The sequence below is a fragment of the Pantoea agglomerans NBRC 102470 genome (assembly GCF_001598475.1).
Classification (GTDB): domain Bacteria; phylum Pseudomonadota; class Gammaproteobacteria; order Enterobacterales; family Enterobacteriaceae; genus Pantoea; species Pantoea agglomerans.
Window position 1 is genome coordinate 482,945 of the sequence record NZ_BCZA01000001.1, and the last position, 22,642, is coordinate 505,586.

General features: G+C 56.4%; 20 protein-coding genes. 8 read left to right on the forward strand and 12 right to left on the reverse strand.

The features are described 5' to 3' along the window. Positions 1–7 precede the first annotated feature (7 nt). Positions 8–529: a GNAT family N-acetyltransferase gene (locus tag PAG01S_RS02310; RefSeq protein WP_062757548.1), complete on the reverse strand. Its 522-nt coding sequence runs from the start codon at positions 527–529 to the stop codon at positions 8–10. A gap of 289 nt (positions 530–818) precedes the next feature. Between PAG01S_RS02310 and PAG01S_RS02315 the strand changes: the two genes are divergently transcribed. Continuing rightward, positions 819–1,052 carry a hypothetical protein gene (locus PAG01S_RS02315; RefSeq protein ID WP_010670048.1) on the forward strand — a complete coding sequence of 78 codons (234 nt, stop codon included), beginning with the start codon at positions 819–821 and terminating at the stop codon, positions 1,050–1,052. 151 nt (positions 1,053–1,203) lie between these two features. Here PAG01S_RS02315 and PAG01S_RS02320 read toward each other — a convergent pair whose 3' ends face one another. Beyond that, positions 1,204–2,352 (reverse strand): MFS transporter, encoded by a 1,149-nt coding sequence (locus PAG01S_RS02320; protein WP_062757550.1) that lies wholly within the window; start codon positions 2,350–2,352, stop codon positions 1,204–1,206. Beyond that, positions 2,349–2,888, reverse strand: a complete 540-nt coding sequence (locus PAG01S_RS02325; RefSeq protein WP_062757552.1) for a TetR/AcrR family transcriptional regulator — start codon at positions 2,886–2,888, stop codon at positions 2,349–2,351. Before PAG01S_RS02325 ends, PAG01S_RS02320 begins: the two co-directional genes overlap by 4 nt. A gap of 542 nt (positions 2,889–3,430) precedes the next feature. On the opposite strand from PAG01S_RS02325, the gene PAG01S_RS02330 reads away from it, so the two are divergent. Next, positions 3,431–3,706, forward strand: a complete 276-nt coding sequence (locus PAG01S_RS02330) for a hypothetical protein (RefSeq protein WP_010670051.1) — start codon at positions 3,431–3,433, stop codon at positions 3,704–3,706. Between the two features lie 114 nt (positions 3,707–3,820). On the opposite strand, the gene budC is transcribed toward PAG01S_RS02330, so the two are convergent. The 4 genes from budC to treZ all read right to left on the reverse strand — a co-directional run bounded on the left by budC (position 3,821) and on the right by treZ (position 11,156). After that, the gene (budC, locus tag PAG01S_RS02335; protein WP_062757553.1) at positions 3,821–4,585 is read right to left on the reverse strand and encodes a meso-2,3-butanediol dehydrogenase; all 765 of its coding nucleotides are present in this window, start codon (positions 4,583–4,585) and stop codon (positions 3,821–3,823) included. A gap of 126 nt (positions 4,586–4,711) precedes the next feature. After that, complete coding sequence (gene glgX / locus PAG01S_RS02340) at positions 4,712–6,787, reverse strand: glycogen debranching protein GlgX (protein WP_010245519.1); 2,076 nt, start codon at positions 6,785–6,787, stop codon at positions 4,712–4,714. Positions 6,788–6,846: 59 nt separating this feature from the next. After that, positions 6,847–9,375 carry a malto-oligosyltrehalose synthase gene (treY, locus tag PAG01S_RS02345; protein WP_062757554.1) on the reverse strand — a complete coding sequence of 843 codons (2,529 nt, stop codon included), beginning with the start codon at positions 9,373–9,375 and terminating at the stop codon, positions 6,847–6,849. Then, complete coding sequence (gene treZ / locus PAG01S_RS02350; RefSeq protein ID WP_062757556.1) at positions 9,372–11,156, reverse strand: malto-oligosyltrehalose trehalohydrolase; 1,785 nt, start codon at positions 11,154–11,156, stop codon at positions 9,372–9,374. Before treZ ends, treY begins: the two co-directional genes overlap by 4 nt. A 426-nt stretch (positions 11,157–11,582) precedes the next feature. Between treZ and PAG01S_RS02355 the strand changes: the two genes are divergently transcribed. Further along, positions 11,583–11,879, forward strand: coding sequence for a hypothetical protein (locus PAG01S_RS02355; RefSeq protein WP_033767119.1), 297 nt, complete (start codon positions 11,583–11,585; stop codon positions 11,877–11,879). Positions 11,880–11,933: 54 nt separating this feature from the next. On the opposite strand, the gene PAG01S_RS02360 is transcribed toward PAG01S_RS02355, so the two are convergent. Then, positions 11,934–13,190, reverse strand: a complete 1,257-nt coding sequence (locus tag PAG01S_RS02360) for a mechanosensitive ion channel family protein (protein WP_010245507.1) — start codon at positions 13,188–13,190, stop codon at positions 11,934–11,936. A 222-nt stretch (positions 13,191–13,412) separates the two neighbouring features. Here PAG01S_RS02360 and PAG01S_RS02365 point away from each other — a divergent pair, with 222 nt between their 5' ends. Beyond that, positions 13,413–15,071, forward strand: a complete 1,659-nt coding sequence (locus PAG01S_RS02365) for a methyl-accepting chemotaxis protein (RefSeq protein WP_062757558.1) — start codon at positions 13,413–13,415, stop codon at positions 15,069–15,071. A 68-nt stretch (positions 15,072–15,139) separates the two neighbouring features. Here PAG01S_RS02365 and katE read toward each other — a convergent pair whose 3' ends face one another. Beyond that, positions 15,140–17,404, reverse strand: a complete 2,265-nt coding sequence (katE, locus tag PAG01S_RS02370; RefSeq protein ID WP_010245500.1) for a catalase HPII — start codon at positions 17,402–17,404, stop codon at positions 15,140–15,142. A gap of 389 nt (positions 17,405–17,793) precedes the next feature. Between katE and zinT the strand changes: the two genes are divergently transcribed. The 3 genes from zinT (at position 17,794) to PAG01S_RS02385 (ending at position 19,179) form a co-directional block, all read left to right on the forward strand. Next, entirely contained in the window at positions 17,794–18,441 is a 648-nt protein-coding gene (gene zinT, locus PAG01S_RS02375; protein ID WP_010245496.1) for a metal-binding protein ZinT, read from the forward strand. A gap of 140 nt (positions 18,442–18,581) precedes the next feature. After that, positions 18,582–18,902, forward strand: a complete 321-nt coding sequence (locus PAG01S_RS02380) for a type II toxin-antitoxin system RelE/ParE family toxin (RefSeq protein WP_010245489.1) — start codon at positions 18,582–18,584, stop codon at positions 18,900–18,902. Continuing rightward, positions 18,895–19,179, forward strand: a complete 285-nt coding sequence (locus PAG01S_RS02385; RefSeq protein WP_010245485.1) for a helix-turn-helix domain-containing protein — start codon at positions 18,895–18,897, stop codon at positions 19,177–19,179. The genes PAG01S_RS02380 and PAG01S_RS02385 overlap by 8 nt, the downstream gene beginning before the upstream one ends. 105 nt (positions 19,180–19,284) lie before the next feature. On the opposite strand, the gene PAG01S_RS02390 is transcribed toward PAG01S_RS02385, so the two are convergent. Continuing rightward, positions 19,285–19,650 carry an MmcQ/YjbR family DNA-binding protein gene (locus tag PAG01S_RS02390; RefSeq protein WP_031591491.1) on the reverse strand — a complete coding sequence of 122 codons (366 nt, stop codon included), beginning with the start codon at positions 19,648–19,650 and terminating at the stop codon, positions 19,285–19,287. 101 nt (positions 19,651–19,751) lie between these two features. Between PAG01S_RS02390 and PAG01S_RS02395 the strand changes: the two genes are divergently transcribed. Beyond that, the gene (locus tag PAG01S_RS02395) at positions 19,752–20,762 is read left to right on the forward strand and encodes a UV damage endonuclease UvsE (protein ID WP_062757559.1); all 1,011 of its coding nucleotides are present in this window, start codon (positions 19,752–19,754) and stop codon (positions 20,760–20,762) included. Here the strand turns inward: PAG01S_RS02395 and PAG01S_RS02400 are convergent. Together PAG01S_RS02400 and PAG01S_RS02405 are read right to left on the reverse strand one after the other, a co-directional pair. Then, a complete protein-coding gene (locus PAG01S_RS02400) occupies positions 20,755–21,618 on the reverse strand; it encodes a glucose 1-dehydrogenase (RefSeq protein WP_062757561.1) in 864 nt (287 codons plus the stop codon). The two genes, PAG01S_RS02395 and PAG01S_RS02400, sit on opposite strands and share 8 nt — an antisense overlap. An 89-nt stretch (positions 21,619–21,707) precedes the next feature. After that, entirely contained in the window at positions 21,708–22,556 is an 849-nt protein-coding gene (locus tag PAG01S_RS02405) for a manganese catalase family protein (RefSeq protein ID WP_052271713.1), read from the reverse strand. Between the last annotated feature and the right edge of the window lie 86 nt (positions 22,557–22,642).

The following is a 22,642-nucleotide window of genomic DNA, read 5'->3' on the forward strand; positions in this document are numbered from 1 at the left end:
CTCTGTTTTAATCAACCGGCAGCGTGGTATTGCCCGTTCCCAGAGAGCGCTGCATAAAAACGGTATCCAGCCAGCGACCCTGTTTAAAACCTACCGAGCGCAGGATACCTGTCATCTCAAAGCCTGCGGCGCGATGTACGGCAATCGAGCCCTGGTTCTCGCTGTCGCCGACGTTGGCGATCAACTGGCGGAACCCTGCCTGCTCAGCCCAGCGGATTACATGGTTTAACAGGCGCGAACCGACTCCGCGCTTCTGAAATCCGGGATCGATATAAATTGAGTCCTCCAGCGTATGCCGGTAGGCATGGCGCGGGCGATAAGGCGTCAGATAGCAGAACCCACGTACTTCTCCGTCGCTGACGGCGATAAACCACGGCAGGCCCGCCTGCTGAATCTTCCGCATCCGCTCGCCAATCTCTGCCGCGTCGGGCGGCACTGTCTCAAATGAGCCGGTGCCGTTAAGGACATGCCAGGCGTAGATCTGCTGAATCGCCATGATGTGGCGTTCATCTGCCTCAAAAATTTCCATTATGCGGTTTTGCCCCGAAAGTCTGCACCTGGTGGAAAAACAACGGTATAGCGGGCGATGTGAGGGCGCAATATAAATATTACGCCCTCATGAAATTTTATGAGTGCGTCGTTCTCCAGGATTATTCCTGGCAGGAAGCAGATAAAAAATCACGTCGGTTTAGTGCTACTACTGAATGGTAATTAAGCCTATTCTGAAAACAGCGTCAGCCGGATGATCCGTGCCGGCGTTAAGGCTATTATCTTCGCGATTCTGATGGGGTTGATTTATTAACTGGAGGCGCAGCGTGATGCGATTTGTTGATTTTCTGAATAGTAAGCAGGGGCTGCGTGCAGCAAGAAATCACTGCTTTGAATTAAATGGTGTGGTACTGGGCCATTTTACTGCGTTATTCCTGCATGATAACCAGATTATTTTTACCAAAGATGGTAAGCAGTGTGCTGTGCCTTATTATCTGGGTCCCGAAGAAGATTTGCTTCAGCAGAAAATAAATCCACGCATTAAAAATATTCGCGCGATCTGAATGGACGCCGCGATGAGTTTATCGCTTCAGCCATAACGCCTGCGTAATATTTCCTCATTCCCCGGGCGATAATATTGGCACTGTCTGGTAAATAGCATCGACGCTATTTCTAACTTCCCTGTTTTCTGCCAACCCATTCGTTTACGCCTGCTTATTTACCCGACTCGCTGCTGTTCTGCGCGGGTGCAATAAACAGCAGCAGCAGGGCGCTGAACGCAAACAGCGTTAATGCCGTACTGGCTCCCAAAGAGGCGTAGAGCTGACCAAACAGCAGCGATCCCGCTACCTGGCCCACCGCCAGCATAAAGAACAGGATGCCGACGCCGGTCGCCGGATCTTCAGCAGTGGCGCGTGCGCCCCACACCAGCAGCACGCCCGATAGCGTGACGTAACCTGCGCCACAGCAGGCAACCGCGATCGCTAAGCCGGTGGATTCGCCCCGACTCCAGGCCAGCACCAGCAGTGGCACTGCCATCCCGCACAGTGAGAGCCGGTATACACCCTTCAGCCCGATACGGGCAGCGACCGGGCCGGTTGCCGCACCCACGATGCCTGCGCCTCCGGCAATCAGCCAGAGTAAGCGGGCGGTCTCTTCATCCACACCGACATGCTGTCGCAGCAGCGCTGACCCAAAGCTCCACCAGGCTGCACTGACCAGACCCGAAATCAACGCAATACTCATCAGCCGATGCATGGAGCGGCGATACAGCCGCTGGTGCCAGTGACGCACTCTGGTGGGACGACTGGCGGCGTGACCCGATAACACGCGCATCACCGGCAGCACACAGGCCAGCGACAGCAAAGCGAACAGCAGACAGGCGGCACGCCAGCCGCCGGGCAGAACGCTCAGGATGACCACCGTCAGGATAATGCCCGCGCTGGTGCCGGCATTGATCAGGGTATTGATGCGCGGCTGACCCGCAGCAGGGATTCGATCGCTGACCGCCGCCGCCAGGGCTGGTGAAGCCAGACCGGCACTCAATCCGGCAATAAAGAGTCCGGCCGCCAGCAGCAGCGTTGATGAGGCACAGGCGAGCAGCAGCAGACCCGCCGTCGCACTGAGTGAGGCCAGCAGCGCCGTCAGCCGGGTGCCATAGCGATCTGCCAGCGCGGCTGCGGTAAGAATAGTGAGGCAATATGCCACAAAGCTGCAGGCTGACAGCATACCCGCCTGCTGCGGGCTGAAGGGGATCTCCGCTGAGATAGCGGGCAGCATCAATCCCCATGAGAAGCGCGCCATGCCATAGGTCACGGCGATCAGGCTGAAGCCGGTCAGCGCCAGCGCGATGGGCGATCTCATCCTGTCGCCCTGTTCTGAAGTAACTGACTGACGACCTGCGCCGCCTGTTGAGCAGCGGCGGGACCGGTAATCAGCGCCGTGGTAATGGCACCCTCAAAGAGTATCCAGATAGCATCACTCAGCGACTTATTTTCAGCACCGCGCAGATGCGTCACACAAAGGGTGATATAAGCCCGCATCGTGGCCCGGAAGGCCAGCGCCTGAGCGGCCAGTTCACTGTCCCGCTCGGCATACTCTCCCCAGGCTTTAAGAAAGAAGCAGCCACGGGCACCGTTCGCCTCCGTCCACTCGCCCAGCACCCTGAACAGATGCGCTATCGCATCAGGCTGTTGCGGTGGCAGCAGATCGGCTATAAAGCGCTGCTCGCGCGCGTCGAGTACCGCTGCGGTCAGCGCTTCGCGTGAGGCGAAGTGATGATAGAGCGTGCGGGTAGAGACGCCCGCTTCGCGACAGATATTGTCGGTGCTGGTGGCGTGGAAACCGTGAGTGTAGAAGAGCCGCTCGGCGGCCTGGATGATATCGTTTCTCTTTTTCATGCTTTAAAAGTAAACCGATCGTTTTACTTTTTCAAGCCGGTCGCTGTTAATTACGCCCGCCGGTATTGATAAATCCCTGATGCCAGGGGAGCTGGCGTTCCGCTTAAAGGCACACTGTGCACCACTTTCACTCTTATTCAGGTTCAGTTTATCAATACTCATAAATACCCCTGCGGGGATGATATTTTTCAGCTTCTGCTCTAATCATATCTGAGTAGCGCGTCACCCATGGCGCGCGGATTGATTTTATAAACTATTGTTTTTTAAATTTTATTTTGTTTTTTGCTTTTTTAATGATGCATTAGCAGTATAAATGTAAGCGGGGCGACAGTGAGGGTGAGGGCGTTACAGCGCGTGGAATGCCTGAAGCGACATGAGCAATGAAAAAGGGCATATTCTCAAAGTCAGCCAGACTTACGCAATAAAGTGGTTTTAGGGATAATTCTCAGTTAGTTTAATAAAGCTTCAGATTACAAAAAAAACCTCTTACGAATTTTGGTTCGTTTTTTAAGATACATACAGCAACTATCAGGATGACTACCATGCTCAAAGCCAGCTACTATTATCTGTGCCCGCGTCCCATGGGTGGATGGATTTTACACAAAGAAGGTTGCGTTAATCTGTCAAAGAACGATAAACGCGTTTTTATTGGTTCGCTTTATACCCGCCAGCAGGCGCTGGCCGTGGCGAAAGTTCATCACGCTAATGCCATACTCTGTAATGCCTGTCTGAGCACTTTTATTTGCCCGACCAGCAGCAGCACGGCAATTAAACCTGCACGCGCGGCAACGCCAACCCGCCATACGCCAAAACATTAATTTGTATGCAGGGAGTTATTGTTCTGCTGTGGCAGAAGGATAATAAAGGGAATTAATGCTGCGGGCCGGTTAGAATAAAAAAAGGCAGCGTAAAGACGCTGCCCTGTTCTTTATTTAAGCCTGTTTAGGCTGGCCATTTGAAGCGGTAATTCCGCCATCAACCGGCAGATTAACGCCGGTAATATAACTGGCTTCATCGCTGGCAATAAAGAGAATGGCACGGGCGATATCATCCGCTTCACCGGCCCGGCGCAGTGGAATACGGTCGTAAAAGCGCTCCAGCAGCGCCTGATCCTGTTTGGCATCTTCGGTCAGATCGGTAAAGGTAAAGCCGGGACAGATTGCATTGACTCGTACGCCATCTGCGCCGTAGTCCATCGCCAGCGCACGGGTGAAGTTGGTAATCGCCCCTTTGGCCGCGTTGTAGATGCTCATGCCCCAGTCGCCGCCTAAACCGGAAACGGAAGAGATGTTAACCACGTTGCCTTTGTTCTTTAACAGGGCAGGCATGAAATAGTGTACGCCGTGGAAAACTCCATCAAGGTCAGTTTTCATCAGGGTTTTCCATGCGTCGAGATCGACTTCATGGATGCGGCCCTGCACGATGACGCCGGCGTTATTCACCAGCACGTCAACACGGCCATACTTCTTCAGGACGGTTTCTGACAGCTGTTTAACCTGTGCGGCTTCTGAGACGTCGCAGGCAGCCACCAGGTGATCGCCTGGCGTCATGTCGGCCAGCGTCTCTTCCAGTTTCTGCGCGGTACGGCCCACCAGCACCACTGATGCACCCTCTTCAGCGAAGCGTTTTGCGCTGGCTTCGCCGATGCCGGATCCGGCACCTGTCACAACCACAACTTTCTGCGTAAATCTGGACATTATGCCTCCTTTTCAGCATCAATTCTCACTGTTAACAACCGGTTAAGCCTGGCAGCGATCGCCAGAAACACAAGCGCAGCGCGAAATGCGCTGCGCCAGATGACTGCTTTTTAACCGGGTGAGCGGCTATGGACGTCTGAACAGGGCGAAGCTGCGTCCTTCCAGTTCGAAATCCTTCTCTTTGGTGATCACCAGACCGCGCTTCGCGGTGTCGCTGGTGGTCAGTTCCAGCACCCAGCCGCCTTCACCAAACTGCGGGATCTGGAACGGTACATTGCCTTCAAACGGATTGAACAGCATCAGGACGTCGTGCCAGATGCCTTCCTCGGTCTGGAGGTCCGGTCGGCCGATATAAACCCCCAGCGTTGAGCCTTCGTCCCACTGCTCAGCCTGCTGGAAGCCGCCACCGGCGTTAAACCATTTGATATCCATGCCATCACGCCAGTTTTCACGGCGCAGTAACGGCTGCTGAGCACGTAACGTCAGGATCTGGCGGGTGAACTCGCGCAGCGCCTCGGCAGATTCCGGCAGGTTATCCCAGTGTACCCAGGAGATTTCGCTGTCCTGGCAGTAGCCATTGTTGTTGCCCATCTGGCTGCGGCCAAACTCGTCGCCCGCCAGCAGCATTGGCGTACCGTGTGAGAAGATCAGCGTGGCGAGGAAGTTGCGCTTCTGACGCTCGCGCACCGCGTTGATGCCTTCATCATCGGTCGGGCCTTCAACTCCGTAGTTGTAAGAGCGGTTGTCGTTGTGACCGTCGTTGTTGTCTTCGCCATTCTCCGCGTTATGTTTGTCGTTGTACGACACCAGATCGTTGAGGGTGAAGCCATCGTGCGCGGTGATAAAGTTGACGCTGGCCCATGGACGACGACCGTGCTGATCGTAGAGATCGCCGGAACCCAGCAGGCGGGCGGCAAAGTCTGTGGAGACGTTGTTGCCTTTCCAGTAGTCACGCACCGTATCGCGATACTGATCGTTCCATTCTGCCCAGCCTGGCGGGAAGCTGCCCACCTGATAGCCGCCCGGACCGATATCCCAGGGTTCACCAATCAGCTTTTTCTGCGACAGGACCGGGTCCTGCATGATGGCATCGAAGAAGCCGCCGCGCGGGTCAAAACCATCAGGCTCGCGACCGAGAATGGTACCCAGATCGAAACGGAAGCCGTCGATATGCATTGATTCTGACCAGTAACGCAGCGAATCGAGCACCATCTGCAGCACACGCGGATGCGAGGTGTTGACGGTGTTACCGGTACCGGTGTCGTTGATGTAATAGCGATGCTGGTCTGGCAACGTACGGTAATAGGAGAAGTTATCGATGCCTTTAAACGACAGCGTTGGCCCCAGCTCATTCCCCTCGGCGGTGTGGTTGTAAACCACGTCGAGGATCACCTCAATACCGGCATCATGGAAGGCTCGCACCATGTCACGGAAGCCCTGAATGCCGCGCGGCCCAAAGTAGCGGGTGGCGGGGGCAAAGAAGTTCAGCGTGTTATATCCCCAGAAGTTTTTCAACCCTTTATCCAGCAGGTGCTGGTCATCCGGGAACCAGTGTACCGGCAGCAGTTCGACCGAGGTAATGCCCAGGCTTTTGATGTAGTCGACGGTCGATTTGTGGCTCATGCCGTCAAAGGTGCCGCGCATTTCAGGTGGCAGGGCGGTGTTGAGCTGCGTGAAGCCCTTAACGTGGGTTTCATAGATGACGGTTTTCGGCCACGGCACATTCGGGCGGTTTTTATCCTGCCAGTCGAATTCGTTGGGATCGATCACCCGGCACTTTGGCGTAAACGGCGCGCTGTCGCGGCTGTCGAAGGTCAGATCTTTATCGTCATGATAGAGATCGTAAGCGAAGTGCGCTTCGTTCCACGCGATGTCACCCGCCAGTTCACGGGCGTAGGGATCGAGCAGCAGCTTGTTCGGGTTAAAGCGATGACCATTTTCCGGGTCATAAGGGCCATAAACGCGATAGCCATAGAGCGCGCCGGGCTGAAGGCCCGGAATATAGCCGTGCCATACTTCATGGGTATATTCCGGCAGCTCCAGACGGGCAATTTCCGTTTTACCGCTGGGATCGTACAGACAGAGTTCAACCCGCTCGGCGTGGGCGCTGAACAGGGCGAAGTTCACGCCCTGACCATCAAAGTTGGCCCCCAGTAAATGGCTGTATCCCGCCGTAATTTCAAAACGCTGACTGTTTGACATTTATGCCTCGTTATTCAATGAACAGATTGACGCGTAATAAAAAAAGTTCTTTCCGGAATTCACTGTGCCACCAGCACGGCACACCACTGCGATGCCAGCCCGGTAAGCGGCAACTGGTCGCCCGCAGCCACCGTTTTACCGGTCAGCACATCCTGGTAGCGGCGCTGGCCCAGTGCGGTGGGCAGCGCAATGACCGTGTCAGCCCAGCGCGCAGCGGGCGGCTGGTCGAGATTCGCCGGCAGCTGGTTAAAGACCCGGCGTGACACAACCACTATCACCGCCTGATCCTGTCCGGTGCGGGCAAAGGCCAGCACATTATTCTGCTGCTCGCCCTCTGCCGACAGTGCCAGATAGTCACCGTGGCGGAACAGGGCAGGCTGCTGCTGACGCAGCGTCAGCAGCTTCACAATCGCCTGCTGATTGACCTGACCACGCAGCCAGTGCGCCTCGCTGCCGTCGTGCTGTGGCGCGTTAAGCATCGCCGCCAGCGCGTCGAAATCGGGTTCGCGGCGGTTATCGGGATCGACCAGGCTGAAGTCCAGCGCCTCGCTGCCCTGATAAATATCGGGTACGCCAGGCGCCGTAAGCTTCACCACAGTCTGGGTCAGACTGTTAACCAGACCGGCACGCATAAAGGGTTGCAGCGACTGGCAGAAATCATTGAGGAAGGTGCTGTTGGCAGGCGCAAGCAGGTGACGGGCATAGTCCAGCACCGCCTCTTCGTAGGCGTCGTTGTTGTCGGCCCAGTCGGTACGCAGCTTGGCTTCACGCAGCGCTTTTTCCACATAGACCACAAAGCGGGCTTCCAGCGCCGCCAGACCTTCCGCATCCTGCGGCTGCAGGGTGGTTGGCCAGACGCCCGCCAGCGCTTCATACAGCATCCACTCCACGGCCGGTTCGGGTGCCGGACCATCTTTCAGGCGTACGACCTGATCGTGGTTCATCTCCCGCCAGCGGTTGACGCATTCCGCCCAGCGTTGCGGCGCTTCGGTAAGGGTATAGAGTCGCGCACGTGCATCTTCACCGCGCTTGGTGTCGTGTGTGGAGGTGCCCGACAGCGCATCGGGCTGATGTTCGCGCCGCGCCTGCATTTCAGCGTGAAACTGATCCAGCGAGAAGTGGCGCGCCAGCGGTTCAGCGCCCACTTCATTCAGCGCCAGCGCCATGTGCTGACGGAAGAAGAGGGTATCTTCCACCGATTTCGCCATCAGCGGTCCGGTCAGCTGCTGGAAGCGGGTGCGGAATTGCGTGGCATCGTCGCGAGCGGAGTCGGCAACTTCTGCGCGCAGAATATGGGTCAGGAAATCAAGCGCCTGACTGTCGGGCGCATGGGCACTGGCTTTGACCTCGCTGACCACCTGTTGCAACAGCGCGGTGTCGGCTGGCGTCAGGCCCTGCGGCGTACCGTAGGTGCGATAGACCGGGAACGCCACCAGCAGTTCACGCAGCGCATTCTTCAGTTCCGCTTCCGGCTGTGGCGTGCCTTCTGCGTCGGCAATCTTCAGTGCCAGCTGCAGTAACCGGTTAAATTCACCGGCAAAATTGCGGTTTGCCATCAACAGTTTGGCTGCGCGCAGCTCCGCTTTCATATCAACGGTTTTACCGATGACGGCCTGATACGCTTTGCGCAGTCCGCTCAGCTGATCGCTGTCGACCAGCAGATTGGCGAGTGCGGCCATAAATTCATATCCGGTGGTGCCGGAAACGGGCCATGCATCAGGCAGCTGTTCATTGTCACCCAGGATTTTCTCCACGGTGAGATAGCAGTCGGGACCGGCAGCCTGGCGTAACTGTTCCAGATAGCCGTGCGGATCGGCCAGGCCATCCACGTGGTCGACGCGTAAGCCCTGCACCGCACCGCTGTGAACCAGTTCCAGGATCAGCTCATGCGCGGCATCAAAGACCTTTTTGTCTTCCACGCGCACGCCCACCAGACCGGTCACTTCAAAGAAGCGACGGTAGGAGAGATCGTTGGGCGCATCGCGCCACGACATCAGCCGCCACGGCTGCTGGTCATGCAGCTCAGCAATCTCTGCCGCGTCGCGCAGGGCGAGCACCGCCTCTTCCCGATCCTGCCAGGTCTCAGGTGCCAGCGGATAGAAATTGTCGAAGTAGGCCAGCGCCGGTTTGCCGGTCTGCGGATCGCGCTTCACGCTGATCTCGCCGTTGGCCAGCACCGCCTCAAAGGTGTCACCGAGGAACGGCAGCGTCAGGCGGCGTGACCAGTCGATATCGAAGTAATGCGCATAGCGGCTCTGTTCGCCATGCTCAATGACGTCGCGCCACCACGGGTTCTCCAGCGAGGCGGCCATATGGTTGGGCACGATGTCGAGGATCAGCCCCAGCCCGGCCGCTTTCAGCGCAGCAGCCATGCGATCAAATCCTTTACGGCCGCCAATCGACGGCTCGATCTGGTTAACGTCGGTCACGTCATAGCCGTGGGTCGATTCAGCGGTGGCGCTGAAGATCGGTGACGCGTAAAGATGGCTGATACCCAGCTGTTTCAGGTAGGGCACCAGCGCCGCCGCACGGTCAAACGTCATGCCGTTGCGGAACTGAATGCGGTACGTTGCGGTTGGAATATTCATTCTGCTTCTCTCTTAGCCAGGCGAACCACGATAGCGTTGGGAATCAGTTCGCTGGCGGCCTGCGGCCAGGCAAACAGCGTTTCGCCGGGCAGATCGGGGATCGGCTGTGTGCTGTTGCCGACGTTCAGCGCCAGTGACAGCGTGCCCTGCGGGAAGTCCCAGCGCACCGCGAGGAAACCTTCCGCCGTTTTCACCACCTGACCGGCATCGCCACCGGCGGTTTGTAGCAGCGGCACGATATGTTGCTGACGCAGGGCCAGCAGCTGACGCGTCAGCGCCAGCCACTGCTGACCTTCCGGCGTTTCTGTTCGCTGCCAGTTAAGCTTCGACTGTTCAAAGGTGGTGACATCGTTAGGATCCGGCACAGTTTCGCCGTGACCGGCATGGCCTTCAAACTCTCTGGCGCGACCTTCACGCACCGCTTTGGCCAGATCGCCGTGGAAATCGGTGAAGAACAGGAACGGCCGGGTTTCGCCATACTCTTCACCCATAAACAGCAGCGGAATATGAGGCGAGACCAGTAACATCGCCAGCAGCACCTGGGTGCGCTCTGCGCCGGCCAGGCTGATGAGCCTTTCGCCCTGCGCACGGTTGCCCGTCTGGTCATGGTTCTGGATGAAGTCGACAAAGGCGACCGGCGGCTGGCTGCTGCTTTTCACGCCGCGTGGCTCGCCCGACTGCGGCGAGACTTCGCCCTGATAGACAAAGCCTTCTGCCAGCGCCCGCGCTACCCGCTGTTCCGGCTGGTCGGCGAAATCCTGGTAATAGGCGTGGCTTTCACCGGTTGCCAGCACATGCACGGCGTTGTGGAAGTCATCGTTCCATTCGCCGGTAAACAGCGGAGCGTCCCCGTTTTCGTCACGCGGATGCAGGAAGGTGACGTTACGGCAATCTTCGGTGGTCAGATGAATAGGGCGATCGGTAATCGAGGCGCGGATGCGCTCAGCAATGTCAATCAGCACATGCTTGTCGCTGGGATCGTCAATCTGATCGATGGCGTCAAAGCGCAGGCCATCCAGATTAAACTCCTGCAGCCAGTAGAGCGGCGCTTCCACGATATAGCGGCGCACCGCATCAACGTCATAGGCGATACCGGCGCCCCACGGCGTCTGGCGCGCTTTGTGGAAGAAGTCTGGTGAGAGCAGCGGCAGATAGTTGCCCTCCGGGCCGAAGTGGTTCAGCACGATATCCAGCACTACCGACAGACCGTGGCCGTGTGCTGCGTCAATAAAGGCTTTAAAATCATCGGGTGTACCGTAGGCGGCATGCGGTGCATAGAGCAGCACGCCATCGTAGCCCCAGCCGCGATTACCGCCGAACTGCGACACCGGCAGCACTTCAATCATGGTAATGCCGGTTTCAGCCAGCGTTGGCAGCTTCTCAATCGCCGCCCGGAAGGTGCCCTCAGTCGTAAAAGTGCCGATGTGCAGTTCATACACCACCGACTCCTGCCATGGACGACCCTTCCAGCTCGTGTTCTGCCACTGATAAGCGTCAGGATCGATCACCAGCGACGGGCCATTGACCTCTGCTTTCTGAGCGCGGGCGGCGGGATCGGGCACCGCTGTACCATCGGCCAGCACATAATCATATTCGGCATTGGCTGCCACACCAGCGACCTGAGTTTCAAACCAGCCGTCAGCCTGCGGCGTCATCTCAATGTCTTTACCGGAGAGCCGCAGCGTCACGCGTTGCTGACCGGTTGCCCAGAGGCGGAAACGCACCTCGTCGCTGGCAACCCGTTCAGCGCCCCAACTTTTAAAAAAAGATTTGGATTCCATTCAGTTGCCTCATTTAGCCTGGAAATGCGCGATGGTGGCCACCGCACGAAAAGGATGTCGATGACGCAAGCGTCAAAAAATCTTAAAGCTATCAGCGAGACCAGGAGGCCAGGTGGGCTGGCGCGTCTCTTCAGTCAGAAAGCCGGACTGGTATTCAGCGTGGTGTGGCGGAAAACGGGCCGTGAGACCGCTTCCACGCGGCATACAGAGAGTAATCATAGACTAAGATGTTGCAATCGCAGGGCGGCGGGAGGTGGAGAGGCATTAATTTGCGTTAATTGCTGTGAATCTGCATCCGGCGGGGCGAAAGCAGGAACCAGGCGCAGAAAAGCCTGCCGGATGGCGCCGATTCGCTATAAGCTTATGCGCGATGGCGCAGGTCGCTCCGGATGACCTGCGGCGCTGAACACTTCAGAAGGATGTTACGTGAGGAAAAGAGTTCTGTTAGCCGCGTTGTTGTTGCTGGTCTCCGCCTGTTCTAACCGGGTCGGACACAGGCTGGACAGCAGTAATCTGCAGCAAATTCATGCCGGTCAGACCACCAAAGCCCAGCTGATCGCGCTGTTCGGTCAGCCTGACAGTGAAACGCCTTACCCGGACGGGCAGCGGTTGCTGAAGTGGACCTACAGCGAGGCGCGCACCCTGAATACCACCGAAGGGCAGACGCTGACCGTGCAGATGAAAAATGACAAAGTGCTGAACTATGCGCTGAGTAAAAGTTAATGCGCTGAGCAAACGTGAATCACGGCGGCGGCAGATCGCCACCGCGCATTCTGGTTACTGCCCGCCGCTCTGCTGTGCATCCCGGCTGTCGGGGCGCGGCTGAGCCAGACGGGCAAAATCGGATCCTGCCGGATGCTGATAAATCTGCAGCTCAAAGTGGCGGGCCATCGCGTAGATATACTCAAAGATCGCTGCCTGAGTATTTTCGTAATCGGCCCAGAAAATAGAGGAGGTGAAGCAGTAGATCTCCACCGGCAATCCATCCGGCGACGGTTTCAGCGGTCGCACCACGATATACATCTCTTTCTGAATGTCGTCACGCTGCGCCAGCCAGGCGGTCAGGTATTTACGGAACACCATCAGATTGGTGATGCCGTTCTCCATAAACCAGCGGTCGCCCACGGCATTGATATCACGCCCATCCAGCAGCTCAGTGATCGATTCGCCAGCGAGACGGATCTGGCTCATCGCCTGCAGCATCTCCTGATTCACAAAGGTGATCGACTTCTGATCAAGATAAAAGCTGCGCATGATGCGGCGTGCGCCCGAGGAGAACATCGCCTGCCAGTTGGTGTAGGTCTCGGTCAGGAAGTTCTTGGTCGGGATGCGCGAAATGGTGTTGTCCCAGTTGCGGATGGTGATGGTATGCAGGGCAATATCGATCACTTCACCACTGATATTTCTGTCCGGCATCTCAATCCAGTCGCCCAGTTGCAGCACATCGTTAGAGGAGAGCTGAATATTCGCCACCAGCGACAACAGCGTATGCTGGAAGATCAGCATCAGCACCGCGGCGACCGCACCCAGCGAGGAGATGATAATCGCCGGTGACTTGTTGGACATAATCGCCAGAATCATGATCGCGGCGATAATATGCACCAGAATTTTTCCGATCTGGATATAGCCTTTGATCGAGTGATTCTTGCGTTTTGATTTGCGCGAATAGGAGTTGTTAACAATCTCCAGCACTTCGTTGAAGAAGATCGACAGATAGACAAAAAACAGGATGCCGCAGATGGTCTGAATCGCCACTTTCAGATTTTCAGGCAGGCCCGGCATAAACTGCAGGAAATTGTAGACCACAATCACCGGCACAAAATTTGACAGCTTCTGAGAGAGGCGGACATCTTTATCCAGCGGCACGCCCTTTTTGTGGCTGCTGAAAAAGACCTTCCTGATCACTTTGACGATGAAAAATTTGCAGATCAGGTGAGTGACCATCCCGGCCATAATCAGCAGCAACAGGCTGAAGCTGATCGACAGCACCCTGTTTCCCTCAATAAAACTCATCAGACTCTGAATGTAATGCATGATAACCACGTGCAAAAAAGATAAGGGGCGAATTCAACCACAGCACGGGGACGGTTGTTAAGCGCCGAATGCGTTCAGGCTGAGCCGCACCGCTTTTTTTGCGTAACGGCGCGCTGGCAGCACCCTCCATCCTGCGGATTGTTACCTTCTCTGGTGCAACACTCAGATAAACGCCGCGCTGGCCGATAACAGCTTTATCTCCTCTGATATGAGCCTGCGGACATGCTTAAAAATCTTAAAATCACTCACGGTATCGCTGCTGTTCTGGTGGTCTTTGTGGCGTTACTGACCCTGACCGGATTTCTGTTCTATAACGGCGTCTCAAAAGCCGACAAAAACTTTGTGGCGGCAGAGCAGCTTACGCTGCAGCAGCAGCACCTGAGTGATGCGGTAAAAACCCTGATTAAAACCCGCGTCACCATCAACCGCGTGGCAATCCGTTTCCTGAAAAATCAGCAGGATCCAAAATCACTGGCAGCCATGGCTGCGCTGCTGGAGCAGGCTGAAACGTCAGCCGCCGCCGCCGATGCGGACTTCAAAGCCTGGCAGGCGCTGCCGCGCAAAGAGGGCCAGGGTGAAGCCCAGGCGACGCAGGTGCAGACCGCCTACCAGCAGATGCGTGACACCATGCTGGCCTCGATTACCTTTCTGAAGCAGGGCAACTATGCGGGCTACGGCAACCTTGAAGCACAGGCGGCGCAGGACCAGCTCGACAGTGCCTATGAGGCCTGGCGGGCGGTGAATATCCAGTTGATGAAAGCGTCCTCGGAGCATAACCAGCGTAGCCTGACGGATGCGCTCTGGGCGCTGCTGACTATTGGCCTGATTACCGGCGTGATTGGGGTCGCGGTCTGGATTGGGCTGCAGAAATTGCTGATTGGCCCACTGGGCAGGCTGACTGGCCATATGCGCGCCATTTCAGGCGGTGATCTGACCTCCGATATTCAGCACGAAGGCCGCAATGAGATGGGCCTGCTGATTCAGGAGCTGCAACAGATGCGCGATGCGCTGGTGGTGACCATTACCTCGGTCGATGACGCCACCCGCTCTATCTTTACCGGTGCAGCGGAAATCTCTGCGGGCAGCACCGATCTCTCTTCCCGTACCGAACAGCAGGCTGCCGCGCTGGAACAGACCGCAGCCAGTATGGAGCAGCTCACCTCAACGGTGAAACTCAATGCAGACAATGCGCAGCAGGCGACCACGGTAGCGAAAGAGGCTTCAGCCACGGCCATGCAGGGCGGTGAGACTGTCGCCCGGGTCATCGCCAACATGGATCAGATCAGCGAAAGCTCGAATCAGATCGCCGGTATCATCGCCATTATCGACAGTATTGCCTTCCAGACCAATATTCTGGCGCTGAACGCCGCCGTTGAAGCCGCGCGTGCCGGTGAGCAGGGTCGTGGATTTGCAGTGGTAGCGGGTGAAGTGCGCTCGCTGGCCGGGCGCAGCGCCAGCGCCGCGCAGGAGATCCGGGGACTGATCGACCGCTCAGCCGAGCGGATTAAAACCGGTGCCGGTCATGCTTCTCAGGCGGGCGTCGCGATGGAGAGCATCGTGACGTCGGTGAGTCGTGTCACGCAGCTGATCGAAGAGATCGCGGCCTCCTCGACTGAACAGACCCGTGGCATTGAGCAGGTCTGCAAAGCGGTCTCGGAAATGGATGGTGTGACGCAGCAGAACGCCGCGCTGGTGGAGGAGTCCGCGACTGCTGCCGCCTCACTGGAAGAGCAGGCAAGCTACCTGCGTAAAACGGTATCGGTATTCAAAACCGGCACTCTGCAGGTGGCGTTCTCTGCTGCGCCGGTGGCGAAAGCCCTTGCCGTGCCAAAACTTCAGCCTGCCCGCCTGGCGGACAACGATAACTGGCAGACCTTCTGATAAAAAAAACCGCCCCGAAGGGCGGTTTTTTATTTTGTGACGCGGCATGCAGCATCATGCCGCTGACATCAGGCCGGGACGGACTGTGCCTTCTGGCTGCGCGACCAGACGCGGTGCGCTTTCATCGCCTGAGTGAACTCAGACATCAGCGCGCTCTCCGCCGAGTCGCCCTGCACAATACCTTCTTCCTGATCCGCATCCTCCAGACCAAACTGTGCTTTAAAGCGGCGCGCTTCGCCCACCAGACCAATCACCTTGAGGTGCTTGTAGGCTTCCAGCAGGAAGTAACGGGCATCGCCGCTCAGCAGCAGGGCATCGATATTGCCATCCGGCACCATCACCGCATCAAAGGTCAGAGAGGGCAGACCGGCGAACGTCGCATCGACCGGCAGCACTGAACCATCATCGGCGCGCACCTGGCCCATATGCGGAGCCAGCAGTTTGGCGTGAACACCCACCGCTTTTAGCGCCTGCAAAATCGCCAGCACATCAGCCGCCTTCACACCATCGCTGAGCAGCAGTGCGACCTGGCGACCTTTAATCTCGCCATCCGGAATGGCGTAGAGGCTCAGGCTGTCATCTTTAGTCAGGCCATTCACCGGCGCAGGCGGCTGAATGTTGAGCTGCTCATCCGTCAGAGCGAGTCCCAGGTTATCCGCCACGCCCTGCGCCAGTTTAGTATCGATGCGTGCCAGATGATCTACCACACGCTCACGGATATAAGCACGCGCCACTTTACTCAGTTCAAACGAGTAGGCACCTATGATGTGCTGTTGCTCGACTTCAGTCTGGCTCAGCCAGAACAGGCGCGGCTGCGCATAGTACTCACCAAATGAGGGGCTGCGCTCGCGCACTTTATGGCCCTCAATCCGCTCCTGATAGCTCTCGAAGCCACCGCCTTCTGCAGCAGGTGGGGTTTCACGCGGCCAGTTATCGTTGATCGAGTTCGGCTCGTAGTTCGCCGGATTGGTGTCGATATCCTGACGATGCATGCCCTGGCGCTGGAAGTTATGGTACGGGCAGGTCGGACGGTTGATCGGGATCTCATGGAAGTTCGGTCCGCCCAGACGACTGATCTGCGTATCGGTATAGGAGAACAGACGACCCTGTAGCAGCGGATCGTTGGAGAAATCGAGGCCCGGCACGATATGGCCTGGGTGGAACGCCACCTGCTCGGTTTCAGCAAAGAAGTTGTCCGGGTTACGGTTAAGTACCATCTTGCCGACAATCTCAACCGGCACCAGCGCTTCCGGGATCAGCTTGGTGGCATCCAGAATATCGAAGTCAAATTTGAACTCATCCTCTTCCGGGATCAGCTGCAGGCCCAGTTCATATTCCGGGAAATCCCCCGCTTCAATGGCTTCCCACAGATCGCGGCGATGGAAATCGGGATCGCGACCGGTCAGTTTCTGTGACTCGTCCCACAGCAGCGACGCTTTACCGGCCACCGGCTTCCAGTGGAAACGGACAAAGGTCGCTTTACCTTCTGCGTTAATCAGGCGGAAGGTGTGAATACCAAAGCCTTCCATGGTGCGATAGCTGCGCGGAATACCCCGGTCAGACATCGCCCAGATAACGTTGTGCATGGTTTCCGGCTGCAGAGAGACATAATCCCAGAAGGTGTCATGGGCGCTCTGGCCCTGCGGGATTTCGTTATGCGGTTCCGGCTTAACGGCATGCACAAAGTCAGGGAATTTATGCGCATCCTGAATAAAGAACACCGGTGTGTTGTTGCCCACCAGGTCAAACACACCCTCTTCGGTGTAGAACTTGGCGGCGAAACCGCGAATGTCACGCACGGTATCAGCCGATCCGGCACCGCCCTGAACTGTAGAGAAACGCACGAAAACTGGCGTGGTCTGCTCGGGATCGCTGAGGAACTGCGCTTTGGTCAGATCTTTCAGGGAGCGGTAAGGCTGAAAATAGCCATGTGCGGCAGAGCCACGGGCGTGAACGATACGTTCCGGGATACGCTCATGGTCAAAGTGCGTGATTTTCTCACGCATAATAAAGTCTTCCAGCAGCGTCGGACCGCGCGAACCGGCACGCAGTGAGTTTTGATCGTTGGCAATGCGTGTGCCCTGGTTGGTGGTGAGGGCGCGGTCGGTGCCGTTTTTGCGGCTGGCTTCAAGCTGGTCAAGTTTGGCGTTGTGCGTCTGAGGCGCTTTCAGACTGCCTGGGGCGGTGGGCTGCTTGCCTGGCGGAGTCGGTTCGGCTGGGGGCTGATGCGAACCATCTTTTGGTGCCAGTGAACCCAGACCCGGCTCTGAGGATTCCGGACCGGTGGTGGGGGCGCGCTCGCTCAGGGGTTTCTTCTCTGTTTCTTTCGACATTAATTCATGCTCCAGCTGTTATTTTACTTTCGACGACACTAAATATAGAACAACCTGAACAATACTGAGGTTAAATCGGGCATTTAACTGTGACGACTGTGCCTTTTTTGTCCGCCAGAAATGCGCACTTATCTCTCAATCCGGATTATCGCTTCGCTTATTCATGCCTTGTGCCGTCTGGCTTAACGGCGTTCCAGCCCGCGCCTGCTATACGGAAAGTGAGCTTTCAGAGGATGCAGAACCTGCCGCCGCTGGAGGCGTTCATTGCCTGATGCAGGGCATTAACCGATTAATAAAATTAATGCTGGCGTTTGCTGCTTTTGGTTGAAGTTAGAAATGTTATATCATAACATTTCATTTTGTAACGTTGACCGGGGTATCAGACTTTGATGAATCATGCAGGTAAATGGATTGGGCTACTGGGCGCACTGTTAGTCAGCCAGCCGTCGCTGGCACACGGCACGCATGCACATGGAAAACCGCTGTCAGCCCTGGAGCAGAAAGCGGCAGAAGGGGTTTTTGCTGACAGCGATGTGAAAGATCGTCCGCTCGCTGACTGGGATGGCCTGTGGCAGTCGGTTTATCCGCTGCTGCAAAGCGGCGAACTGGACCCGGTCTGGCAGAAGAAAGCGCAGCAGGATCACAGCAAAACGGCAGAGGAGTATAAAGCGTATTACCGCAAAGGCTACGCCACCGACGTCGATACCATCGGTATTGAAAATGGCGTGATGGAGTTCCACATCGGCGACCAGGTCAGCGCCTGCCACTACCGGTATGCGGGCCACAAAATCCTGACCTATGCCTCAGGTAAAAAAGGGGTGCGCTACCTGTTTGAATGCCAGGACGCGGGCAGCAAAGCGCCGAAATATGTGCAGTTCAGCGACCACACCATCGGGCCGCGTAAATCTGCCCATTTCCATATCTTTATGGGCAACGATTCTCAGCAAGCCCTGCTGGCGGAGATGGATAACTGGCCGACCTATTATCCTTACCAGATGATGAACTCACAGGTCGTGGAGGAGATGCTGCACCACTGAGTGCCGGGCCGGTGTCAGATGCTCCGCGGATCAGAGCTGTTTCGCAAGGATAGCGACTGGATTCATTTCCCCCGTTTGAGGAAATATAGATCCTTGAGTTAAGTTAACTCATGAGTTAACTTAACTCCAACGGAGGATCTATGTTTGAGATAACGATACACAAGGACGCGCTCACTGAAATTAAGGCAATGCCAGAGATGCTCCGGGCTAAGCTGGCCCGGCAAATAGATAAACTGGCTGCCCGTGGAACTGATTTGAGAGAGCCGGATACCAAACCGTTAGGGTCGGGTTTTTTTGAGCTCAGGGCGAAGGCCAATGAGATTGGGCGAGCGGTGTATGTTTACCAGAAAGGCAGACGTATTTTTATCCTGAAAGCTTTTGTGAAAGAGACAAAGAAAACGCCAGCAGCAGTCATGACGGCAGCGGCGCACCGTTTAGAGGAGATGTTAAACGATGAGTAAGAAATCAGTTGCGTGGACGACGGCCCGCAAAGAAATTTTATCTGATCCGGCTGTTCGCGAACATTACGAGGCAGAAGTTCGGGCAGAGCACCTGCGCGAGCAGTTAGCCAAATGGCGGGAAAGCGCCGGAATGACCAGCGCTCAGGTCGCGGAGGCGCTCGGTGTCAGCCCGTCGGCAGTGTCACGCACCGAGCGTCGCGCAGATAAAGCCACAGTTGAAACACTCGCCCGCTATGCCCGTGCCTGTGGCGTTGAAAATCCCCAGATCTCTCTTTGATTGAGAGATGACGGCAGGTGCCAGAACAATGCTGGCCCTGCTATTTATCTTGCCTGCTATCAAGCAAACTTTCTTTCCGGTGCACACGCATCCCCTCTACGGGTTTTATCCCACCCAGGCCGGGCGGCGCGAGGCGGGTATACCTTTAACCACACGCTGATACGAATCCTCAACCAGCTGCTGAATCAAGCCAGGCGAGAGGTCGTCACCGGGATAGACCGTGATCCAGTGACGTTTATTCATATGATAACCGGCGGTGATCGAGGGATAGATCACCCGGTGCAGCTCCGCCTGCTGCGGCTCGCATTTCAGGGTGATAATCGGCACACCCCGCAGTTCGGTCAGCAGTAAAAACACTTTTCCACACACTTTATAGACCTGATGTTCCGGCCCGAATGGATAGCTGCATTCAGCGGCGGGCAGCCGCTCAGCCGCTTCAATGGCGATGCGCTGGATCTCATGGCCCTGCATAGTGAGTCTCCCTGTAATTATTCAGCCTGAGTCTGCGGCCCGCGACTGGCTGGTCGCCAGGGGCCTGTTACACTTCTGATAAGCATAAATCAGGAGCAGACATGAAATTAGGCTTTGCATGTAAGTATCTCAACAGCGATGGCAAACAGTTTTTCCCGCTTCGCGCCACCACCCGTAAACGGTTTCTGAGTTTATCGCACGATGAACGCAATCAGCTGATCTATGAGATTACCGTCACCAACCTCAACAATCTCTACCTGACGCTTGAGCATCTGGCCACCTTACCTGAGCCACTCAGGATGATGCGTATTGGCAGCGATCTGTTACCGCTCTATACGGTTCCCGAGGCCACGCCACTGTTCACCGAATTTCTGCCTGAACTCTATCCGCTCTTTGCCCGCTGTGGCGAGCTGGCGCGGGCGCATCACATCCGTCTCTCATTCCATCCAGGACAATATACCGTGCTCGCCTCCGATAATCCCGATGTGGTGGTGCGCGCGCTGGAGGATGTGGAGTATCACACGCTCTGCGCCTGTCTGATGGGATATGGCAAGACCTTCCAGGATTTTAAAATCAACATTCATATGAACGGCAAGGCGGGATTCGACGGCTTCAAACGGTCGTTTAATCAGCTCAGCCCGGAAGCGCGGCGGATGCTGACGGTGGAGAATGATGAGATCTCCTGCTCGCTGGATGACGTGCTGCAGGCAGCGCCACTCTGTCCGGTGGTGCTGGATATTCACCATCACTGGGTAAAAGAGAGTGAGTTTATTCAGCCGGATGACGCGCGTGTTGCCAGAGTGATCGATTCGTGGCGCGGCGTGCGGCCGGTACTGCACTATTCGATTTCGCAGGAGGGGATGATTCCGCAGGAGGGCTGGCCCGATCAGCAGCAGCTGGGCGTGAGCAAAAGCAAGCTGCGGGCGCACTCTGATTACTTCTTTAATCCGACGCTGAATACGTGGGCACTGTCGTTTCAGGATTTCGATATCATGTGCGAAGTGAAAATGAAGAATCTGGCGCGGGAACAACTCTACCAGTGGGGGATAACGCAGAAGCTGATAGCTAATCCCCTGGCCGAAGCGACCAGGGAATCGGCGAACGTTAAATAATGGCCACACCGCCCGTCACGGCGATGGTCGCTCCTGAAATGTAGCTGGCTTCATCACTGGCCAGCATCACATAGGTTGCAGCCAGTTCTGCAGGCTGACCGGCACGCTGCAGCGGCACTTCGCTGCCAAAGTTCTTCACCTGTTCAACCGGCATGGTCGACGGGATTAGTGGCGTCCAGATAGGGCCGGGCGCGACCGCATTGGCACGGATACCTTTTTCAGCCAGTAAGGCTGCCAGGCCGCCAGAGAAATTAATAATGGCGGCTTTGGTGGCGGAGTAGGCGAGCAGCTTCGGTTTCGGCTGGTCAGCATTGATCGAGGCCGTATTAATGATCGATCCACCAGCAGGCATATGCCGTGTTGCCGCTTTAGTGATGTAAAACATCGCGTAAAGGTTGGTCTTCATGGTCCGGTCAAACTCTTCGTCGCTGATCTCATCCAGCGATTCGCGCGTCATCTGATACGCCGCGTTGTTCACCAGAATATTAATCTCACCAAAGGCTTCGACGGCTTTATCGACCAGGGCGTTGCAGTGTGACGCCTCAGTAATATCGCCAGGCACCAGAACCGCTTTCTGTCCCGCTTCTTCAACCAGCCGGGCGGTATCCTGCGCATCCTCATGTTCATCAAGATAAGAGATCAGGACATCGGCCCCTTCCCGGACAAAGGCAATGGCGACGGCCCGGCCAATGCCGGAATCGCCACCGGTAATAATGGCTTTTTTCCCCGCCAGGCGGCCGGAGCCCTGATAACTCTGCTCGCCGTGATCGGGCTGAGGCTGCATCGCAGCGGTTTTACCCGGCGGCGTTTGTTGCTGTTCGGCAAAAGGGGGTTGCGGGCGTTGAGTCGATGACATGAATATTCCTCCATAAAAATCCGTTAGCGTAAAACAACCGGTCCGGGTCACACCGTTCGGTGTGGCCCGGACCGGCACGCCTGTGTCAGTTAAGGCTTCGGTGACGTAACGCCGTCAATCTGCTCAGACTGCGCACCAGAACCGGGACGCGCATTGCCGAGCAGCGGCTCATCACCCAGAATCTCTGGCTGCTGTTTCGCGCTGAACTGACCATGGCCATCGTAAGCCGGGCCACTGCTCCAGCGACCTTCCGGCAGCGGTTTATCCAGCGAAGTATTCAGACAGTAGTAAGAGTGCTCCTGCGCCTCATGCTCCTGCGGGAAGCTGTTCGGGATCGGCAGCGACGCGTTCAGTCCGCCCATCTCTTCGATCACTGCCAGCCACTGCTGCTGGTGCATGGTGTCACGGGCGATCAGGAAGGAGAGGAAGTCCTTCATGCCCTTGTCTTCCGTCATGTTATAGAGGCGGGTCGCCAGTACGCGGCCCGTGGCTTCTGCGGTGACGTTAGCCAGCATATCGGCCGCCACGTTGCCGGAGGCGTAGATATGACTCATATCAAAAGGCATGCCGTTGGCGTTAACCGGCATCGCTGCCAGACCGGAAGAGAGGATATGGCGCGGGTTCATTCCGCCCAGAATTGCATTAACTACCGGATCTTTCGCTGACGCTTCCTGGTAAGAGAGCGGGGCGCCTTCAAGGTTAAGCGCCACGGCGTAGCCCAGCATTTCGATATGGCTCAGCTCTTCGGTAGCGGTCGAGATCAGCAGATCACGAATCCGCACATCACCGCGCGCGCCCATCGCCTGGAAAAAGTATTGCATCGCTACACGAATCTCACCTTCGACGCCGCCGATGGCCTGCTGGAGCAGCATGGCAAATTCTGGATCGGGTTTCTCTACACGAACCGGGAATTGAAGTTTTGATGAATGATGAAACATGATTATTTTCCTCGACTGTGTTTGCAGTGGATGCAGAAAAAGCCTGGACACAGATATCGGATAAATAAAGCGAAACGACAGCAATT

Coding starts and splice junctions, on each gene's coding strand:
- treZ (WP_062757556.1), bottom strand. CDS start 11,156: ATGGAATCCAAATCTTTTTTTAAAAGTTGGGGCGCTGAACGGGTTGCC.
- PAG01S_RS02330 (WP_010670051.1), top strand. CDS start 3,431: ATGCTCAAAGCCAGCTACTATTATCTGTGCCCGCGTCCCATGGGTGGA.
- PAG01S_RS02320 (WP_062757550.1), bottom strand. CDS start 2,352: ATGAGATCGCCCATCGCGCTGGCGCTGACCGGCTTCAGCCTGATCGCC.
- PAG01S_RS02390 (WP_031591491.1), bottom strand. CDS start 19,650: ATGCAGGGCCATGAGATCCAGCGCATCGCCATTGAAGCGGCTGAGCGG.
- budC (WP_062757553.1), bottom strand. CDS start 4,585: ATGTCCAGATTTACGCAGAAAGTTGTGGTTGTGACAGGTGCCGGATCC.
- PAG01S_RS02310 (WP_062757548.1), bottom strand. CDS start 529: ATGGAAATTTTTGAGGCAGATGAACGCCACATCATGGCGATTCAGCAG.
- PAG01S_RS02405 (WP_052271713.1), bottom strand. CDS start 22,556: ATGTTTCATCATTCATCAAAACTTCAATTCCCGGTTCGTGTAGAGAAA.
- glgX (WP_010245519.1), bottom strand. CDS start 6,787: ATGTCAAACAGTCAGCGTTTTGAAATTACGGCGGGATACAGCCATTTA.
- PAG01S_RS02325 (WP_062757552.1), bottom strand. CDS start 2,888: ATGAAAAAGAGAAACGATATCATCCAGGCCGCCGAGCGGCTCTTCTAC.
- PAG01S_RS02360 (WP_010245507.1), bottom strand. CDS start 13,190: ATGCATTACATTCAGAGTCTGATGAGTTTTATTGAGGGAAACAGGGTG.
- treY (WP_062757554.1), bottom strand. CDS start 9,375: ATGAATATTCCAACCGCAACGTACCGCATTCAGTTCCGCAACGGCATG.
- zinT (WP_010245496.1), top strand. CDS start 17,794: ATGAATCATGCAGGTAAATGGATTGGGCTACTGGGCGCACTGTTAGTC.
- PAG01S_RS02395 (WP_062757559.1), top strand. CDS start 19,752: ATGAAATTAGGCTTTGCATGTAAGTATCTCAACAGCGATGGCAAACAG.
- PAG01S_RS02400 (WP_062757561.1), bottom strand. CDS start 21,618: ATGTCATCGACTCAACGCCCGCAACCCCCTTTTGCCGAACAGCAACAA.
- PAG01S_RS02385 (WP_010245485.1), top strand. CDS start 18,895: ATGAGTAAGAAATCAGTTGCGTGGACGACGGCCCGCAAAGAAATTTTA.
- PAG01S_RS02315 (WP_010670048.1), top strand. CDS start 819: ATGCGATTTGTTGATTTTCTGAATAGTAAGCAGGGGCTGCGTGCAGCA.
- PAG01S_RS02365 (WP_062757558.1), top strand. CDS start 13,413: ATGCTTAAAAATCTTAAAATCACTCACGGTATCGCTGCTGTTCTGGTG.
- PAG01S_RS02380 (WP_010245489.1), top strand. CDS start 18,582: ATGTTTGAGATAACGATACACAAGGACGCGCTCACTGAAATTAAGGCA.
- katE (WP_010245500.1), bottom strand. CDS start 17,404: ATGTCGAAAGAAACAGAGAAGAAACCCCTGAGCGAGCGCGCCCCCACC.